18 protein-coding genes are annotated in these 16,982 nt (G+C 68.5%); 7 read left to right on the top strand and 11 right to left on the bottom strand.

The genetic code is table 11. The features are described 5' to 3' along the window. Positions 1–64: 64 nt before the first annotated feature. Entirely contained in the window at positions 65–379 is a 315-nt protein-coding gene (locus ACZ6MZ_RS01215; RefSeq protein ID WP_384178256.1) for a hypothetical protein, read from the bottom strand. 271 nt (positions 380–650) lie between these two features. On the opposite strand from ACZ6MZ_RS01215, the gene rpsF reads away from it, so the two are divergent. The 4 genes from rpsF to rplI all read left to right on the top strand — a co-directional run bounded on the left by rpsF (position 651) and on the right by rplI (position 2,357). Next, positions 651–941, top strand: a complete 291-nt coding sequence (gene rpsF / locus ACZ6MZ_RS01210; RefSeq protein ID WP_280887590.1) for a 30S ribosomal protein S6 — start codon at positions 651–653, stop codon at positions 939–941. Between the two features lie 74 nt (positions 942–1,015). Further along, complete coding sequence (locus tag ACZ6MZ_RS01205) at positions 1,016–1,612, top strand: single-stranded DNA-binding protein (RefSeq protein ID WP_384178252.1); 597 nt, start codon at positions 1,016–1,018, stop codon at positions 1,610–1,612. Between the two features lie 44 nt (positions 1,613–1,656). After that, positions 1,657–1,893, top strand: coding sequence for a 30S ribosomal protein S18 (rpsR, locus tag ACZ6MZ_RS01200; protein WP_003967857.1), 237 nt, complete (start codon positions 1,657–1,659; stop codon positions 1,891–1,893). 17 nt (positions 1,894–1,910) lie between these two features. Next, the gene (gene rplI / locus ACZ6MZ_RS01195; protein WP_384178249.1) at positions 1,911–2,357 is read left to right on the top strand and encodes a 50S ribosomal protein L9; all 447 of its coding nucleotides are present in this window, start codon (positions 1,911–1,913) and stop codon (positions 2,355–2,357) included. Between the two features lie 137 nt (positions 2,358–2,494). Here rplI and ACZ6MZ_RS01190 read toward each other — a convergent pair whose 3' ends face one another. Next, positions 2,495–3,832, bottom strand: coding sequence for an MATE family efflux transporter (locus tag ACZ6MZ_RS01190; RefSeq protein WP_469349055.1), 1,338 nt, complete (start codon positions 3,830–3,832; stop codon positions 2,495–2,497). A gap of 440 nt (positions 3,833–4,272) precedes the next feature. Between ACZ6MZ_RS01190 and dnaB the strand changes: the two genes are divergently transcribed. Continuing rightward, entirely contained in the window at positions 4,273–5,733 is a 1,461-nt protein-coding gene (dnaB, locus tag ACZ6MZ_RS01185) for a replicative DNA helicase (RefSeq protein WP_389782924.1), read from the top strand. A 104-nt stretch (positions 5,734–5,837) separates the two neighbouring features. Here the strand turns inward: dnaB and ACZ6MZ_RS01180 are convergent, their stop codons facing one another. Together ACZ6MZ_RS01180 and ACZ6MZ_RS01175 are read right to left on the bottom strand one after the other, a co-directional pair. Beyond that, positions 5,838–6,401, bottom strand: coding sequence for a dihydrofolate reductase family protein (locus ACZ6MZ_RS01180; protein ID WP_469349053.1), 564 nt, complete (start codon positions 6,399–6,401; stop codon positions 5,838–5,840). 170 nt (positions 6,402–6,571) lie between these two features. Next, entirely contained in the window at positions 6,572–7,705 is a 1,134-nt protein-coding gene (locus ACZ6MZ_RS01175; RefSeq protein ID WP_469349052.1) for an FAD-dependent oxidoreductase, read from the bottom strand. 70 nt (positions 7,706–7,775) lie between these two features. Between ACZ6MZ_RS01175 and ACZ6MZ_RS01170 the strand changes: the two genes are divergently transcribed. Continuing rightward, positions 7,776–8,456 carry a TetR/AcrR family transcriptional regulator gene (locus tag ACZ6MZ_RS01170; protein ID WP_469349051.1) on the top strand — a complete coding sequence of 227 codons (681 nt, stop codon included), beginning with the start codon at positions 7,776–7,778 and terminating at the stop codon, positions 8,454–8,456. Positions 8,457–8,603: 147 nt separating this feature from the next. On the opposite strand, the gene ACZ6MZ_RS01165 is transcribed toward ACZ6MZ_RS01170, so the two are convergent. The 6 genes from ACZ6MZ_RS01165 to ACZ6MZ_RS01140 all read right to left on the bottom strand — a co-directional run bounded on the left by ACZ6MZ_RS01165 (position 8,604) and on the right by ACZ6MZ_RS01140 (position 14,236). Continuing rightward, positions 8,604–9,098: an NUDIX hydrolase gene (locus tag ACZ6MZ_RS01165; protein WP_469349049.1), complete on the bottom strand. Its 495-nt coding sequence runs from the start codon at positions 9,096–9,098 to the stop codon at positions 8,604–8,606. A gap of 129 nt (positions 9,099–9,227) precedes the next feature. Next, positions 9,228–10,421: an epoxide hydrolase family protein gene (locus ACZ6MZ_RS01160; RefSeq protein WP_469349048.1), complete on the bottom strand. Its 1,194-nt coding sequence runs from the start codon at positions 10,419–10,421 to the stop codon at positions 9,228–9,230. 63 nt (positions 10,422–10,484) lie between these two features. Further along, on the bottom strand, positions 10,485–11,408 hold the full coding sequence (locus ACZ6MZ_RS01155; protein WP_469349046.1) for an aminoglycoside phosphotransferase family protein: 924 nt from the start codon (positions 11,406–11,408) through the stop codon (positions 10,485–10,487). Between the two features lie 163 nt (positions 11,409–11,571). Beyond that, the gene (locus ACZ6MZ_RS01150; RefSeq protein WP_389787725.1) at positions 11,572–12,207 is read right to left on the bottom strand and encodes a DUF6875 domain-containing protein; all 636 of its coding nucleotides are present in this window, start codon (positions 12,205–12,207) and stop codon (positions 11,572–11,574) included. Further along, complete coding sequence (locus ACZ6MZ_RS01145) at positions 12,204–12,824, bottom strand: GNAT family N-acetyltransferase (protein WP_469349045.1); 621 nt, start codon at positions 12,822–12,824, stop codon at positions 12,204–12,206. Before ACZ6MZ_RS01145 ends, ACZ6MZ_RS01150 begins: the two co-directional genes overlap by 4 nt. Before the next feature lie 35 nt (positions 12,825–12,859). Next, positions 12,860–14,236 (bottom strand): pyridoxal phosphate-dependent decarboxylase family protein, encoded by a 1,377-nt coding sequence (locus ACZ6MZ_RS01140; protein ID WP_389787726.1) that lies wholly within the window; start codon positions 14,234–14,236, stop codon positions 12,860–12,862. Between the two features lie 158 nt (positions 14,237–14,394). On the opposite strand from ACZ6MZ_RS01140, the gene ACZ6MZ_RS01135 reads away from it, so the two are divergent. Further along, entirely contained in the window at positions 14,395–15,777 is a 1,383-nt protein-coding gene (locus ACZ6MZ_RS01135) for a serine hydrolase domain-containing protein (protein ID WP_469349042.1), read from the top strand. Between the two features lie 43 nt (positions 15,778–15,820). Here the strand turns inward: ACZ6MZ_RS01135 and ACZ6MZ_RS01130 are convergent, their stop codons facing one another. Further along, complete coding sequence (locus ACZ6MZ_RS01130; protein WP_469349041.1) at positions 15,821–16,981, bottom strand: winged helix DNA-binding domain-containing protein; 1,161 nt, start codon at positions 16,979–16,981, stop codon at positions 15,821–15,823. Between the last annotated feature and the right edge of the window lies 1 nt (position 16,982).

Below are 16,982 nucleotides of genomic sequence, written 5' to 3'. Positions count from 1 at the left end.
GAAGCCTACTGCGCCGATGGAGCGCCCCGTCTGCCCGGACGGCCAGGTCCTGACCGGACAGGGGCTAGCCGATGATCCCTCCGAACAGTCCGCCGTGCGCCATTCCGAGGAAGAAGCCGACCGCTGAGGCCCCCAGACCGACGATGGTCAGGAAGCGTTCACGGGTCGTCACGGAGATGAACTGTGCGTACGCGCCGGTCAGGATCCCCACCAGCCCGGCCCACGAGCTGATCAGGTGGAGGTTGTAGAAGCCCGCCGTGATGAGGGCGAGAAGTCCCAGTGCCAGCGTCACCGCCATCAGAGTGTCCTGAAGCGGATGACGCTTGCCGTCCGTGGCGAAGAGAGAGGTCGCGGAGTTCGGTCGCATTGCCTGTGCCATGTGGCACCTCCTGGCTTTGCCGGAAGGCGGCGCATCGTAGCGCCGCACACACCCGATGTGTACAGATTGCGTCCGAGGGCGGCCGGATTTCAAGCGGAAGGCAGTGAGCGGGTAGTCTGTACGGTCTGCACCGGTGTCTGCCCAGGCCAGAACACGATCCCTCGCACGTCGAGCGGGATTGTCAGTGGCGGCCGATACCGTTGCTTACGCATCACGACCCTCCTGCCACGGAACGACCGTGGCCGCTGAGTCCAAAGGAGGTGGGTTCCACATGCGTCACTACGAGGTGATGGTCATCCTCGACCCCGATCTCGAGGAGCGAGCAGTCTCCCCGCTGATCGAGAACTTCCTCTCCGTTGTCCGTGAGGGCAGCGGAAAGGTCGAGAAGGTCGACACCTGGGGCCGTCGTCGTCTCTCTTACGAGATCAAGAAGAAGCCCGAGGGCATCTACTCGGTCATCGACCTGCAGGCCGAGCCTGCGGTCGTCAAGGAGCTCGACCGACAGATGAACCTGAACGAGTCGGTCCTCCGGACCAAGGTCCTCCGTCCCGAGACCCACTGAGCTCCTAGCTCAGAGGTCATCGGGTTCGAGTAGCAGCAAGCAGCCAGAAGCAATCCCCGCCGAGAGGTTCACCCATGGCAGGCGAGACCGTCATCACGGTCGTCGGCAATCTCGTCGACGACCCCGAGCTGCGCTTCACCCCGTCCGGTGCGGCGGTCGCGAAGTTCCGCGTCGCGTCCACTCCCCGCACCTTCGACCGTCAGACCAATGAGTGGAAGGACGGCGACAGCCTGTTCCTCACCTGCTCGGTCTGGCGTCAGGCGGCGGAGAACGTCGCCGAGTCGCTTCAGCGAGGCATGCGCGTTGTCGTGCAGGGCCGGCTGAAGCAGCGGTCCTACGAGGACCGCGAGGGCGTCAAGCGCACGGTCTACGAGCTGGATGTCGAGGAAGTCGGCCCCAGTCTCAAGAACGCCACGGCCAAGGTCACCAAGACCACCGGTCGCAGTGGCCAGGGCGGTTACGGCGGCGGCCAGCAGGGCGGCGGCGGCAGCTGGGGCGGCGGCCCCGGTGGTGGTGGCCAGCAGGGCGGTGGCGGTGCTCCCGCCGACGACCCGTGGGCCACCAGCGCGCCGGCCAGTGGCGGCCAGCAGCAGCCGCAGAGCGGCGGGGGCAATGGAGGCGGCTGGGGCGGAAGCTCCGGCGGCGGCTACTCGGACGAGCCTCCCTTCTAAGGGCGGGCTCGTACCCCACTTCTTGATCACACAGGAGAAACACCATGGCGAAGCCGCCGGTGCGCAAGCCTAAGAAGAAGGTCTGCGCATTCTGCAAGGACAAGACCCAGTACGTGGACTACAAGGACACGAACATGCTGCGGAAGTTCATTTCCGACCGTGGCAAGATCCGTGCCCGCCGCGTTACCGGCAACTGCACGCAGCACCAGCGTGACGTCGCCACGGCTGTCAAGAACAGCCGTGAGATGGCGCTGCTGCCCTACACGTCCACCGCGCGATAAGGGAGGGTGACCGAATCATGAAGATCATCCTCACCCACGAGGTCTCTGGCCTCGGTGCCGCTGGCGACGTCGTTGACGTCAAGGACGGCTACGCTCGCAACTACCTGGTCCCGCGTGGTTTCGCGATCCGCTGGACCAAGGGTGGCGAGAAGGACGTGGCGCAGATCCGCCGCGCCCGCAAGATCCACGAGATCGCGACCATCGAGCAGGCCAATGAGATCAAGGCCCGCCTCGAAGGCGTGAAGGTGCGTCTGGCTGTTCGCTCCGGCGACGCCGGCCGTCTCTTCGGCTCCGTCACCCCGGCCGACCTCGCTTCGGCGATCAAGTCTGCCGGTGGCCCGGACGTCGACAAGCGCCGCATCGAGCTCGGTGCGCCGATCAAGACCCTGGGCTCGCACCAGGTGTCCGTGCGTCTGCACCCCGAGGTCGCCGCGAAGCTCGGCATCGAGGTCATCGCCGCGTAAGCGCTGCGCTCGGCAGAGCATGGAGAGGGCCGCATCCCGCAGGGGGTGCGGCCCTCTCGCCATTCTGGGTGGGGCCATGTTTCACGTGAAACGGACACTCGGAATGTTTCGCCTGAAGGGGCGGTGCACGCTCCCGGTCAGCGGGTGGCGCCGGTGACCAGCCAGTGGCCGGAGCGGGTGCGCAGCCAGAGGGTGAGCATGCGGACCGCCATCATGAGGCCCATGGCCCACCACAGGGCAGTCAGCCCGCCGCCGAGGGTGGGGACAAGGAGCGCCACCGGTGCGAAGACCGCCAGTGTCGCCAACATGGCTCCCGCGAGATACCGGCCGTCCCCCGCTCCCATCAGCACGCCGTCCAGTACGAAGACGATTCCTGCGATCGGCTGGGAGATGGCCACGACGAGCAGGGCCGGGAGCAGGGTGTCCCGTACCGTCTGGTCACCGGTGAACAGCGGGATGAAGAGCGGGCGCGCGAGCACGATCGCGACGCCGAGCAGCACACCGGACACAATCCCCCACTCCACCATGCGGCGGCAGGCTTCCCGGGCGCCCTTCGTGTCGCCGGCTCCGAGGTAGCGGCCGATGATCGCCTGTCCTGCGATGGCGATTGCGTCGAGCGCGAAGGCCATCAGGCTCCACAGCGACAGAATGATCTGGTGGGCGGCGACATCCGCGTCACCGAGCCGCGCGGCGACCGCGGTGGCGATCATCAGGACCGCGCGTAGCGAGAGCGTACGGACCAGCAGCGGTACGCCGGCCTGTGCGCTCGCCCGTATCCCCGCGGCATCGGGGCGCAGTGAGGCGCCGTGCCGGCGTGCGCCCCGTACGACGACCACCAGATAGACGGCGGCCATGGCGCACTGGGCGATCACCGTGCCCCAGGCGGAGCCGGCGATGCCGAGTCCGGCGCCGTAGACGAACACGGCATTGAGCGCCGCGTTGGCGCCGAACCCGCCGATGGCGACATACAGCGGTGTCCGGGTGTCCTGGAGCCCGCGTAGGACACCGGTGGCGGCCAGCACGACCAGCATGGCGGGGATTCCGAGGCTGGAGATACGCAGATACGTGATGGCGTACGGGGCCGCGGTGTCCGACGCTCCGAACAGTTCGATGAGCCAGGGTGCGGTAGGGAGCGTGACGGCGATGACGGCGGCACCGAGCAGCAGCGCGAGCCAGATGCCGTCCATGCCCTGACGGATGGCGGCCGGGAGATCGCCCGCGCCGACCCGCCGGGCGACAGCCGCGGTGGTGGCGTAGGCGAGGAAGACGAAGACGCTCACCGCGGTGGTCAGCAGGGCCGCCGCGATCCCCAGCCCGGCGAGTTGCGGGGTGCCGAGATGGCCGACGATCGCACTGTCGACCATCACGAAAAGCGGCTCGGCGACGAGGGCGCCGAAGGCGGGAACGGCGAGGGCGACGATCTCACGATCGTGCCGTCGGCGTCCTGTCCTGGATGGCGCGGGGGCCTGGGTCATGCGCTCAATCTAATCTTCCACAGGTAAGTGACGCAATGCGCCTCTGGTCCTTACTTGGCCCGGTGGTGGGGGCTCTGCTGTGCGGTGTTTGTTCTGATCTTGGTCCAGTCGGGAAAGTTTTTCTTCCCCACAGCCAGTGGACGGAAAAAGGGCAGGTCAGAGCGGTCGGCTCGGGGTCGCTATGAGTTTGTCCACAGTGCTGTCCCCCGGTCCGTGCACAGGTTCGTGTGAGTTCTCCACAGCATCTGGTCGGTCGTCCACATGGCCTGTGGATAACCAGATTGGCTGACGGTGCCTACGGGCCTACCGTGGACCGGCGTCCGACGCGCCGGAACCGGAGTCAGCCCTCTCGTTTTGTCAGTGTCGTGCCGTAGAAAGATTGGCACGGCGAGGTCCGCGGAGCGGACGTGAGGAGGTGGCCGGTGAGCATTCCCGAGCCATTGGACGACCCTTGGACCGACACCGGACCCAGTGACCGTCTGCCTGTCTCCCGGCAGCGTCGCGGTGAGGGAAGGGGCCGCGAGGAGCAGCACGACCGCGGCCGTGACAATGGCGCGTGGGACGGCGGATCCTCCGGTTTCGAGCGGGTGCCCCCGCAGGATCTCGATGCCGAGCAGTCGGTCCTCGGCGGCATGCTGCTGTCCAAGGACGCCATCGCCGACGTCGTGGAGATCATCAAGGGGCACGACTTCTACCGCCCGGCGCACGAGACCGTCTTTCAGGCGATTCTCGACCTCTACGCCAAGGGGGAGCCGGCCGACCCGATCACCGTGGCGGCCGAGCTGACCAAGCGCGGGGAGATCACGCGCGTCGGCGGGGCCTCGTATCTGCACACACTCGTCCAGTCGGTGCCGACCGCGGCCAACGCGTCGTACTACGCGGAGATCGTCCATGAGCGGGCGGTGCTGCGGAGGCTCGTCGAGGCCGGTACGAAAATCACGCAGATGGGTTATGCGGCGGACGGCGACGTCGACGAGATCGTCAACTCCGCCCAGGCCGAGATCTACGCCGTCACCGAGCAACGGACCAGCGAGGACTATCTGCCGCTCGGCGACATCATGGAGGGCGCGCTCGACGAGATCGAGGCGATCGGTTCGCGCAGCGGCGAGATGACCGGCGTGCCGACGGGCTTCACGGACTTCGACTCCCTCACCAACGGTCTGCACCCCGGCCAGATGATCGTCATCGCGGCCCGCCCCGCCATGGGTAAGTCCACGCTCGCCCTGGACTTCGCCCGTGCCGCGTCCATCAAGAACAATCTGCCCAGCGTGATCTTCTCCCTGGAAATGGGGCGGAACGAGATCGCCATGCGTCTGCTGTCCGCGGAGGCGCGGGTGGCGCTGCACCATATGCGCTCCGGCACGATGACGGACGAGGACTGGACACGGCTGGCCCGTCGTATGCCGGACATCTCGCAGGCCCCGCTCTACATCGACGACTCGCCGAATCTCTCGATGATGGAGATCCGGGCGAAGTGCCGCCGCCTCAAGCAGCGGAACGAGCTCAAGCTCGTGATCATCGACTATCTGCAGCTGATGCAGTCCGGTGGCTCGAAGCGGGCCGAGAGCCGCCAGCAGGAGGTCTCGGACATGTCGCGAAACCTCAAGCTCCTGGCCAAGGAACTGGAGCTGCCGGTCATCGCGCTCTCCCAGCTGAACCGTGGCCCCGAGCAGCGCACGGACAAGAAGCCGATGGTCTCCGACCTGCGTGAGTCGGGTTCCATCGAGCAGGACGCGGACATGGTGATCCTGCTGCACCGCGAGGACGCGTACGAGAAGGAGTCACCCCGCGCCGGCGAAGCCGACCTCATCGTGGCCAAGCACCGTAACGGTCCGACAGCAACGATCACGGTGGCGTTCCAGGGCCACTACTCACGCTTCGTGGACATGGCCCAGACCTGATCCCGCCGTGTAGGGTCTCGCGGCTGATGTCGTAATCTCACGGGCCGTGTCGTACCGATGTCGTATAAGACATCACCGTGAGACTGGCGCGTGGGTGCTGCTGCTCAGCGCCTCGTCTCGTACCTGGTCAGGATCACGCCGCCGGGAAGCGTCCGCGTCTCCACCAGGTTCAGGTTCACCCAGTTGTCCAGCGCGGTGAAGAACGGCGTGCCGCCGCCCACCAGGACCGGCGCGGTGGCCAGCACGTACTCGTCAATCAGCCCGGCCCGCATGGCCGCCCCGGCGAGCGTCGCGCCGCCGATGTCCATCGGGCCGCCGTCCTCGGCCTTGAGCCGGGTGATCTCGGCGACCGCGTCGCCGGTGACCAGGCGGGTGTTCCAGTCGACCTTGTCGATCGTCGAGGAGAACACCACCTTCGACATGTCCCGCCAGCGGCGCGCGAACTCGATCTCCGCCGGGGTGGCGTTGGGCTGCTGGTCGCCGGTCGGCCAGTGGGAGCTCATCGTCTGCCACAGCTTGCACCCGTACAGCGACAGGTCGGTCGCCTGCAACTGGTCGGACCAAAACTGGAACAGCTCGTCGCTCGGCACGCCCCAGCCGATGTCGTCGCCGGGCGCGGCGATGTAGCCGTCCAGGGTCAGGTTCATGCCGTAGATCAGTTTCCGCATGGCGCCAGCCTTCCGTGAGTCGGTCTCACGCGTACAGACCGGCGCGGCGCGGGAAACTCATCGGTGCGCGATCTGAGCTCGCATGTAGTCCTCGTGCTCGGTGGCTCAGCCGCAGACTCATCGTTCCGCCGAGGAAATGGCATCGATCAATCCAGCTTCGAGGTGCATCATCATCTGCTGGTCGGAAGGCCCAGTAGGCCAGGTTGGAAGAATGCGAGCATTTTCTGGGCGGCGTCCGGCGCCGTCAGCAATTCCTGCATGTCCGCGGACATCCGGGCGGCAGCGCTGGTGCGTTCGAACATCTCGCGTTCGTATTCTTTGACGGCGGCGGGAAAGTCGTCCGGGTGCGCGGCCAGCGCGAGACCGAGCAGGGCGCCGTCGAGCAACGCCATGTTGGCGCCCTCTCCCACCGGCGGCATCAGGTGCGCGGCATCGCCGAGCAGCGTGATACCTGGCGTCGACGGCCAGGTCAGGCCGACCGGGAGAGTGGTGATCGACCGCGGCACGACCGTGTCGTCGCAGGCCGCGATCAGCGCGGTGAACCGTGAGTCCCAGCCGGGGAGCAGGTCGATCAGCCGCGCCCGGGCGGCGGCCGGGTCGTCGAACGGGATCCCGCTGGTGGCGAACCAGTCCTCGGCGGTGTTGTAGAAGCTGAGGCCGATGCGAACGCGGCCGTCGCCGTTGCGCTGCGCCGCCAGGGACAGTCCGTTGCCGAGCACCCAGTAGTTGCCGCGCCCGACCATCGCCGCGAGGTCGGGGTGCGTGCGGTCGATGTCGGGAATGCCGACCTCGACGATGTTCTGGCCGATATGCGCCGGGCGGGCGTCGGTGAGCAGCGCGCGGACCCGGGACTGCGCGCCGTCTGCGCCGACCAGCAGCTCGTACGTCGCACTGCTGCCGTCGGCGAAGTGCAGCAGGCCGTTGTCGGCGGATTTGAACGTGTGCCCCCAGCGCACCATGTCTTCGGGGAGGGAATCCAGCAGCAGGTTGCGCAGATCGGCGCGGTCGACCTCGGGTCGATCGAGTGGGGCGTCGTCGGGTGTGTCCTCCTGGAGCAGCAGGGTGCCATCCGGCTCGAGAAGACGCATGTCCTGGCCTTCGCCACGGGCAATCGCGTAGAACTGGTCGATCAGACCGGCCTCGTGCAGCGCCCGCTGGCCGGAGTGGATGTCGAGCATGCCGCCCTGACCGCGCGCACCGCGTGACGATTCACGTTCATACATGACGGCGTCGATGCCGTTCACATGCAGCACACGGGCGAGAGCCAGGCCGCCGAGGCCGGCTCCGACGATGGCGATGGTCATGGTTGCCTCTCCTCGATACGCCGTACAGATCGATACACTGTATCGCCCGATGCGATGTACTGTAAGCGGCATGTTGGTGTGGGAGAGGCCGGAGCCACCGAATCGACCCGTGCCGGCCGCGTTGAACCGAGAGCGGATCGTGCGAGCGGCGATCCAGTTGGCCGACGCGGACGGCCTGGAGGCGGTGTCGCTGCGCAAGGTCGCCACCGCGCTGGACGTCGGGCCGATGCGGCTGTACAGCTACATCGCCAGCAAGGAAGAGTTGCTCGACCTGATGGTCGACGCGGTCCACGCCGAGATCCGGCCGGTCGGAGACGACTGGCGGGAGGTGCTGCGGTCTCTTGCCGAAACCACCCGGCGCGCCGCTCACGAGCACGAATGGCTCGCCGATCTGCTCGGTGGACGACCGCAGCTCGGGCCGCACGCGCTGACCAGGGGGGAGGCCGTCGTGGCCGCGCTGGGCGGCGTTGATGTGGACGCCATCATGCCGGTGGTCACCGCGGTCGACGCGTACGTGATCGGCGCGGTGCGTCGGGAGATCGCCGAGCGGCGTGCCGAGCGGGCTACCGGGATGGACGAGAAGCGTTGGCAGGCCTCACTCGGGCCCTATCTGGAGCGGACCTTCGCCACCGGCCGATTCCCCGCGCTGGCCACGGTGGTGCGCGATGCCGCCCACCTGGACGCCGACCACACCTTCCGGATCGGCCTCGACTTCCTGCTTGACGGCATCGAAGCCCGCATCTCCAGGTGACGCGCGGCCGAACGGCCGGACCGGTACCGCCCACGCACCAGGTCGGCGCTGACGCGTTGGGACGACGCAACCTCACCTAAACGCGCAGAAACCAAATAAATGCTACATGTCGTGCGATTTGAGACCCTACATACGCGACGGTCAGCCCTAGCCGACCGCCCCGTTCCGGACGTATCCAAGGTCGATCGGTGTTGTTGGCGGACCGCTCCTCCTCACGCCGGCGAGTAGTTCCGGCAGCTGCGGCGGCCACAACGGCTCCGTATCACCGGACAGTTCGTCCGGCGACCACCACCGCCAATGGAGGATCTTGTCTGCGGCATGCGAGGCAGCAAGGTCACCGACAGGGTCACGATAGGGGCCATGTGCGAGGAAGATATGTTCGCGCTGTCGAACTGGGACGCCGGCCCTGGTGAAGTCGTGTTCCCAAAGACACAACACGGTGCGGCCGAGCTTGATGTCGGTCCACCCCGTCTCCTCGCGGAGCTCACGCTCGGCCGCCTGCTGCGGAGTCTCACCTGGGTCCATGCCACCGCCCGGCATCGCCCAGTGGACACCGACTTCCTCGTTGTCATACCGGAGCATGAAGACCGACCCTGCCGGGTCCAGCACCGCGACTCTGGCTGCCTGTCTGGGTATCCGCATCCACTGACCCTGTCAGAGCACGACACCACTGTCGATCAAGAAGCGGCCCAGGCATTCGGCCGGTAACTGGTCCAGTGGTGAGCAGGGTGCTGGGCGGCCGGCGAACCTGGGTTACCCGGGGTGGCTCCGTCAGAGGTCGCGCACGTATCGGAAGAACGTCCTTACGTCGCCTACCAGCAGGTCCGGCTGTTCCATGGCCGCGAAGTGGCCGCCCCGGTCGTAACTCGTCCATTGCACGATGTTGTTCGTCCGCTCCGCGATGTGCCGCAGCGGAATGAAGTTGTCGTGCGGGAAGTCGGCCAGCGCGGTCGGCGTTGCCGAGGGCTCAGGAGGCGTGCCCCAGTAGTCTGCGTGCGCGCGCTCGTAGTAGATGCGGGCGGACGAGCCGGCCGTGCCGGTCAGCCAGTACAGCATCACGTTGGTGAGCATCTGGTCGCGGTTGACGGCGTCTTCGAGGCGGTCGCGGGAGTCGGTCCACTCCTTGAACTTTTCCGCGATCCAGGCCAGTTGGCCCACTGGCGAGTCGGTGAGGCCGTAGGCCAGGGTCTGCGGCCGGGTGGACTGGATGTCGGCGTAGCCCTGGCGGTCACGGCTCCATTCCCGCATGCGTTCCCAGGAGGCGAGCGTGCGCCGGCGCTCGGCGGGGTCCAGTGCGTCCAGTTCGTCCGCACCGGGGTCCTGGGTCGCGGCTGAGTTCGGCAGCAGGTTCAGGTGTACGCCGATGACCCGGTCGGGCCGGGTCCGGCCGAGCTCGCGGGAAATGCCGGCCCCCCAGTCACCTCCCTGTACTCCGTACCGCTCGTAGCCGAGGCGTTCCATCAGCTCGGCGAACGCGCCGGCGACCCGCTTGAACTCCCAGCCCTTGTCCCTCGTGGGCCCGGACAGCCCGAACCCGGGAATGCTCGGCAGCACCAGGTGGAACGCGCCGGCGGGGTCGCCGCCGTGGGCTCGCGGGTCGGTGAGCGGACCGGCGACCTCGGTGAACTCGACGATCGAGCCCGGCCAGCCGTGTGTCATGACCAGCGGGGTCGCAGCCGGCTCCGGCGACCGGATATGGGCGAAGTGAATATTCGCCCCGTCGATCGTGGTGGTGAACTGCGGCCACTGGTTCAACCGGGCTTCCGCGGCACGCCAGTCGTACGTGTGCCGCCAGTACCTCACGAGGTCCTTGAGGTAGTCCCGCGGAACGCCGTATGCCCAGCCCACTCCGGGCAGTTCGTCCGGCCAGCGGGTGCGGTCGAGGCGCTCGTGGAGATCGTCCAGCTCGTCCTGGTGGATATCGACACGGAACGGGTGGATGCTCTCGTCGGAAAACGTCGTCATGCCTGCACACACTGCCCGAGAACCCGCTGGCCGGCACGGCGCCCTGTGCCATGGGTCGCGAGATCAGAGGCGTTCTCGCAGCCAGCGCAGCGAGGCGAGGCCCAACGCGACCATCATGTTGACGATGTGGGGATCGGCCGCCGGTCCGAACAACCCTGCGGTTCGGAGGAGGAATCCGGCGTGCATCGCGAGCACCTCATTGATCCGGACCGGGTCGAGGTCGCGGGTCAACGGGTGGCTGTCGGCGATCGGCTGTGGGTCCACGCCGCTGAGTGAGGCGCTCGAGAGCAGCGTCACCACATCGCAGTGAGGGGCCCCGATCCACGCGTGAGGCCAGTCGATGACGAAGACGCGCTCCGCGGTCAGCATGATGTTGAAGGGGTACAGGTCTCCGTGCAGGAGGGTGTCGCCGGCCAGTGAAGCGTTCTCCTCGAGTGAGGCGAGTTCGTCGAAATGGTCAGCCGCCCAAGGCGACAGCGCTTCTGCCTGCTTGACGCCGCCTTCGTTCGCCAGCGCCAGCCAGCCTCCGAGCCGCGGCTTGCCCAGGAACGCCGCGTCGACCGGGGACGGTGTCAGGACCCTTGCCACATCGGTGACTGCCGCGAGCACCCTGTCGAGTTCGTCCCGCTGCCACGGCTGGGCGGGCAGGTGCCCCGGAATCTCCTCAAACACCAGCGCGACCCAGACCCCGTCGTCGTACGCCTCCAGCAACCGCGGCGCCGGTACCTCCCGGGGAAGCCGCTGTGAGATCGCGATTTCCCTGCGATGGTGCTCCGCCACCGCTGGCGCCGTCAGCGAGCTCGCCGCCTTGACGAACGCCCGCCGGCCGTTCGCGAGACGCACGCGCGCGGCGAGGCCTTCGGAGAATCCGCCCGGCTGGCTGACCGCCCTGACCACCTTGCTGCCGAGCAGTCGCTCGATCGGAGCTGTCACCTCGTCAGGCAGTGCCTCCCAGGCGATCCGTCCGCTGCCCGTTGCCTGTGGCATGCCGGGACCGGTCCCGTCGCGGTGCTCGTGCGGTCGGGTGCCATCGTGATCTCCTGGGGGGCTACCGGGTGGTTCGGGGTGCGAAAAGCCGGTGCCCGGGGTCCTGGGGACAGGAGGCGGGCACCGGCTTTCCGTGCGTGGGCGGTGTTCTGGTACCAGTAGGTCAGGACACCACCCGGCTGACCAGCTGGCCGCGGACCCTGGCCGGTATGTCCGGGGCGAATCGGCGCAGATAGTGGTCCATGTGCACATCGTCGCCGAGCAGGAACGGCAGGTCGAAGACGAGGAGCTTACGCACCGCCAGCAACGGCAGCGGCGCCCGGAGCGGTCGGAACACGGCGTTCCACAGGCCCGGTTCCTCGCACACCGGATGGAACTGGCCGATCATCAGCCCGTCGGCCACGAACTCGTCCTTGGCCTTGCGCTGGAGCTCGTCCAGTTCGGCCGAGTCCGACCGGTCGAACCGGGGCAGTACCAGCAGCAGCGTCAGCAGCTCCTGGTCCGCCTCGTCCAAGTCGGTCGACAGCTTCTCGTACCAGGCCCGCAACGAGCCGACGGCCGAGGACAGGTCCGCGTCCTCCGTGTCGGCCGGCACCGCCAGATGGAACAGTTCCTTGCGCAGCGAAGGCTGGGTGTACGGGCACACGGGGCCGCTGCGGCCCAGCTCCGGGTGGGCGGACACGAGGAAGTCGCCGCTCCACTCCAGCACCTCGCGCAGATACGGCAGATGCTGCTCCGGGACCTCGCCGCGCGCCACTTCGCCCGCGGACCAGAAGTGGATCTGCTCGTCGCCCCTCACCGTGGATCCCGCCACATCGGCCGGAGCGAAGGACCGCTGTCCGGCAGCACGATGTCTTCGCCCAGCCGGCGGAAGCCCTGGTGCCGGCACAGCGCCGCACCGCCGGGTGAGCTGGCCTCCGCGTACGCGCCGCAGCCTTCACGGTCGGTTCGCTCGATCAGTCCGGCCAGCAGTCCGGTCAGCAGGCCTCGGCGTTGATGCGCGGGACTGACCGCGGCGAACGACGCGTAGAAGTGCGCGGGCTCCGTCGGATGGTGCTTGGCCTGGAGGCGGACGATGGTCCCCAGCGCTTCGGCGTGCTCGCCGAGGACAGCGGTGAACCGCTCTTCCAGCTCGTCCTCGCGCCGGTCCACCTCCTCCGAGGCCCCGGGTGGCAGGAACAGCAACACCGCGTTTCCGCAGGGCGAGGTGGCCACCCCGTCGTAGTCGTGGGAGACATCGATGAAGACACGGAACAAACCGGGCAGGAGTTCTGCCCGGCGGCGGCCGTCCGGAATGATCCAGCGGGTCAGCGGATCGTCATGGAAGGCTCCTGCCAGCAGCGCGGCGAGGGCGTCGGTGTCGGACCTGGCAGGACGGCTCAGGACACCACGCGGCGGACGTTCGGTCGTGGACAACGGTTCCCTCCGGAAGGCGGTGCGGGGGCCGTGCGCTACCGCCCTTCGCCGCGGACGGCGAGCTGCTCCACCCGGGCGTGCAGGCGGTCGAGATAGTGCTCGGCCTCCGGCTTGATCAGGACACTGCGCATCACCCGTGCCGCATCGGCGTCGCGGATGATCCGCGGATGCCGGCGTACGAACGCCTCGGCGTCCGTACGCAGCACACTCAGGAAGACCGGCTCCTCGGGAGCGGTCATGCCGCCTTGCAGCAGACGTCCGGACGCCGCGTCGATGGCGGACAGCGAAGCGGGCCGGGTCGTCGGGAAGTAGCTGACGATGTCGAGGTCGGGCCGTTGGTACAGCTCGAGCGCGTCCGATGCCTCCAGCAGATCGGCCCACCGCAGCGCCGCGCGACGGTTGGCCGCGAGGATCGCCCCGAATCCCTGGGGGGTCAGCGGGAGGAGCTGAAGGGTCAGCCACAGGCCCGCGGCCGCGGCGCCCGCCCGCGAGCACTCCAGACTGATCTCGCCCAGGTGCAGCTCGGCATCGGTGAAGTAGGTGTACGGCGAGTCGTGCGCGAAGTGCCGGCCGGCACGCGGGTCGGGGAACAGGACCGCCCCGCAGCCGTAGGGCTGCAGCCCGTGCTTGTGCGGGTCCACCACGACCGAGTCGCACTCCGCGATGGCCTGCCACGGCCTCGGATCGATCCCCTCGGGCGCGTCGGGCCGGCCGAGCAGCGCGTAGAAGCCGCCGTACGCCGCGTCCACGTGCACCCGTGCTCCGTAGCGCCGGGCCAGCGGGACCACCTCGTGCACCGGGTCCACGGCTCCGAGACCCGTGGTGCCCGTGGTCACCACCACCGTGCCGACCCGGCCGGTTTTCAGCAGGTCTTCCAGGGCGTTCAGTTCGATCCGGCCGTGCGCGTCCACCGGCACCCGGTGGCCCTCGACGCCCAGCACCTCGCACATCCGCTCATGCGTGTAGTGGCACTCCGAGCTGTAGGCCACTCCCCGGTCCGGATGCAGCCGGCGGGCCACATAGAGCGCCTCCAGGTTCGCCATCGTCCCGCTGGTCGTCAGATGCCCGACATGCGCGGGGAGGCCGAACATCTCCGCCAGCGCGGCGACGCACTCGCGTTCCATCTCCGTGGTCGCGGGACCACCCTCGGCCGCGTGGTTGTTGGGGTTGAACAGCATCGCCGTGAGATAGCCGACGACCGCCGCCGGATGCGGGGGCTTCACCATCTGCCCCGCGTACCGGGGATGGAAGAACGGGTAGTTGTCCTCCATCCGCTTGGCGAAAAGGCCGAACGCGTCCGCGAACGCCTCGTCGCCGATCCGGTGCGCCGCGTGCGCCTCGAAGGGGCCGAACCGGTCGCCCCATTGCTCGGCGACATCCACCGCGCGCGGCAGCCAGTAGCGAAGATCCACGGTCAGCCTTCCCCGGCATACGACTCGGACGTACGTAGGAGTACGTATACGGGGCGGCCCGCAAGCGTCGCGCAACGCGCGTCGACCTGCCCGGGTACCCGCAGTGGCGCGGGTGAAAAGTAGTCGACTCGGCGGGGCGGCACCGGTAGATCTGGGGCATGACCTCACGCACGGAAGACCTGCTGCCCGGTACGCAACGCGCCCTGCTCCATCGCATCGCCCGCGCCCAGACGGAGGGACGCGCGCCCTCACTCGTCGCGGCGGTGGCACGCGAGGGGCGGATGGTGTGGACGGGCTCGCGCAGTTGTGTGGACGGGCACGCCCCGGACACCGACACCCAGTACCGCATCGGCTCGATCACCAAGACCTTCACCGCCGTTCTGGTGCTGCGCCTGCGTGACGAAGGGCTGCTCGATCTCGATGACCCGCTGGAGAAGCACCTTCCGGGCACCGGGGTGGGTGAGGTCACCATCGCCCAGCTCCTCGGGCACAGCGCGGGTCTGGCCGCGGAGTCCCCGGCGCCCTGGTGGGAACGGACTCCGGGCACGCTCCGCCCCGAACTCGCCGACGTCCTCGGCGAACGGCCCGTACTGCACCCTGCCGGGCGGCTGCACCACTACTCCAATCCGGGCTTCACGCTGCTCGGTTCGCTGGTCGAGGCGGTGCGCGGAGCCTCCTGGGAGGAGGTGCTGCGGCGCGAGGTCCTTGAGCCGCTGTCCCTGGACCGTACGAGCGCGCAGCCCGTCGCCCCGCACGCCGGCGGCTGGGCCGTGCATCCCTGGGCCGATGCGATGCTGCCAGAACCGGCCGAGGACCTCGGTCTGATGGCCCCGGCCGGCCAGCTCTGGTCGACCGCCGCCGACCTCTGCCGCTTCGCCGTCTTCCTCGCCGAGGGCGACGAGAAGGTCCTGAGCGCGGCGTCCGTACAGGAACTGCGGACGCCGTCCGTGCCGCCCGAGGCCGGCCAGTGGGACGGCGGCTACGGTCTCGGCACGCAACTGGCCCGCCGGGGCGGGCGGACGCTGGTCGGCCATACGGGTTCGCTGCCGGGCTTTCTCGCCGGTCTGTGGGTGTGCGTGGAGGACGGGGTGGCCGCGGTGGCACTCGCGAATGTCACCTCGGGGCCACTCGTCGGTGCGGTCGCCGCCGATCTCGTCTCCATCGTGGCGGATGCGGAGCCGCGGATCCCCGAGCCATGGAGGCCGCTCCCCGAGATCGACCAGGCGCTGCTGGGCCTTACCGGACCGTGGTACTGGGGCGCGAACACCTTCGGACTGAAGCTGGCGGCGGACCGTGGCCTGGAACTGCATCCGTTGCGCGGCAACGGACGTGGTTCCCGCTTCGTCGTACAGCCCGACGGCAGCTGGAAGGGACTCGACGGCTACTACGTAGGGGAGACCTTGCGTGTGATGCGGCGGCCGGACGGCTCCGTGAGCCATCTCGATCTTGGATCGTTTGTCTTTACCCGGGAGCCGTACGACCCCGAGGGGGATGTGCCCGGCGGTGTCGACAAGGAAGGGTGGCGCGGCCTGCCGTCGTGAAACAGGCCGGATGTTTCACGTGAAACGGGCGAGGCCGGATCTCTCAGGCCATCAGTTCCCGCTCCAGCGGGGTGCGGAAGCGGGGTGTGATCCGGGCCTCGCCCACCCAGGCCGACAGCCGGGCCGCCTCCGCCTCGATGACGGTGGCGGCGTCGCTGCCGGGGTCGGTCAGCAGGCGCCACACCACCTCGCCGTCCGCGCGCTGCGCCCAGCCGCCGACGATCGAGCCGTTCCACCACACGGTCGGGCCGATGTTCCCCGACCGGTCGAAGAGCGCGAGGCGGTGGTCCTTGTTGAGGTGAAAGTCTCGGTCGGCCCACCCCATGGCGCTCGGGTCGAGGCCGGGCAACAGTGCGGCCCAGGGCTCCACCGGCGATTCGAGAGCCGTGTCGCCGGCGGCCACGAAACCGGTGCCGGTGTCGAGGGCGACCTCCTCGGCACCGATCGCGGCCAGGGCTGTGCGGACCTCGGTCAGGGTCCACCCGGTCCACCACTTCAGATCGGCCTCGGTGCCCGGCCCGTACGAGAGCAGCCAGCGCCGGGCCAGCTCCGCACGTGAATCGGCGGCCGAGCCGGAGGGCCAGGGTTCGGAGGCGATCCAGCGGAACTGGCTGGAGGTCCACGAGCCGCGTGGCCGGTCCCTGCGAATGCGTCCATCGGCGGCGAGCACACGGATGACCCGGCTGGCGACACCCTGAACGGCTTCCCACTTCTTGCCGGGGAAGACCGTGATCTTCGTACGCAGGGCAGGGACGGCGGCGGACAGCTCGCTGCCGGTGGCGGAACCGCGTGCGCCGAGGACGGCCAGGGCCGCCGCCTCGGTCTCGGCGAGCCAGCGCTCGTCCAGCCCGTTGACCGGTTCCGTCAGATGCTTTACCAAGGTCCTGCGTTCCTTGGCGGCGATGGCACGCGCCGTCGAGGCGTCGACATGGGGGGCCAGTTCCGCGGAGACGGCGAACAGGGTGTTGCGCATGGAGAGCAGCCTGACGAGCCCCACCTCTTCGTACAGTGCGCGCTCCACCGCTTCGACGCTCGCATCGGCGAGCCGGGCGCAGGCGGAGAGAAAGACGGTCGCCGCATCGGTGGCGTGCAGTGCGACGAGCGCGTCCGCGACCGCCACCGGTGCCTGCGCCCGTACGGACGGGGCCAGCAGATGACGCCGTCCGAGTCGGCGGCGTCGCTGTTCGTCGCTGATGCGCTGCACG

Source organism: Streptomyces sp. NPDC042201 (assembly GCF_055582185.1).
Note: the sequence above shows the minus strand (reverse complement) of the source record. Positions and strands in the feature narration are given on the sequence as shown.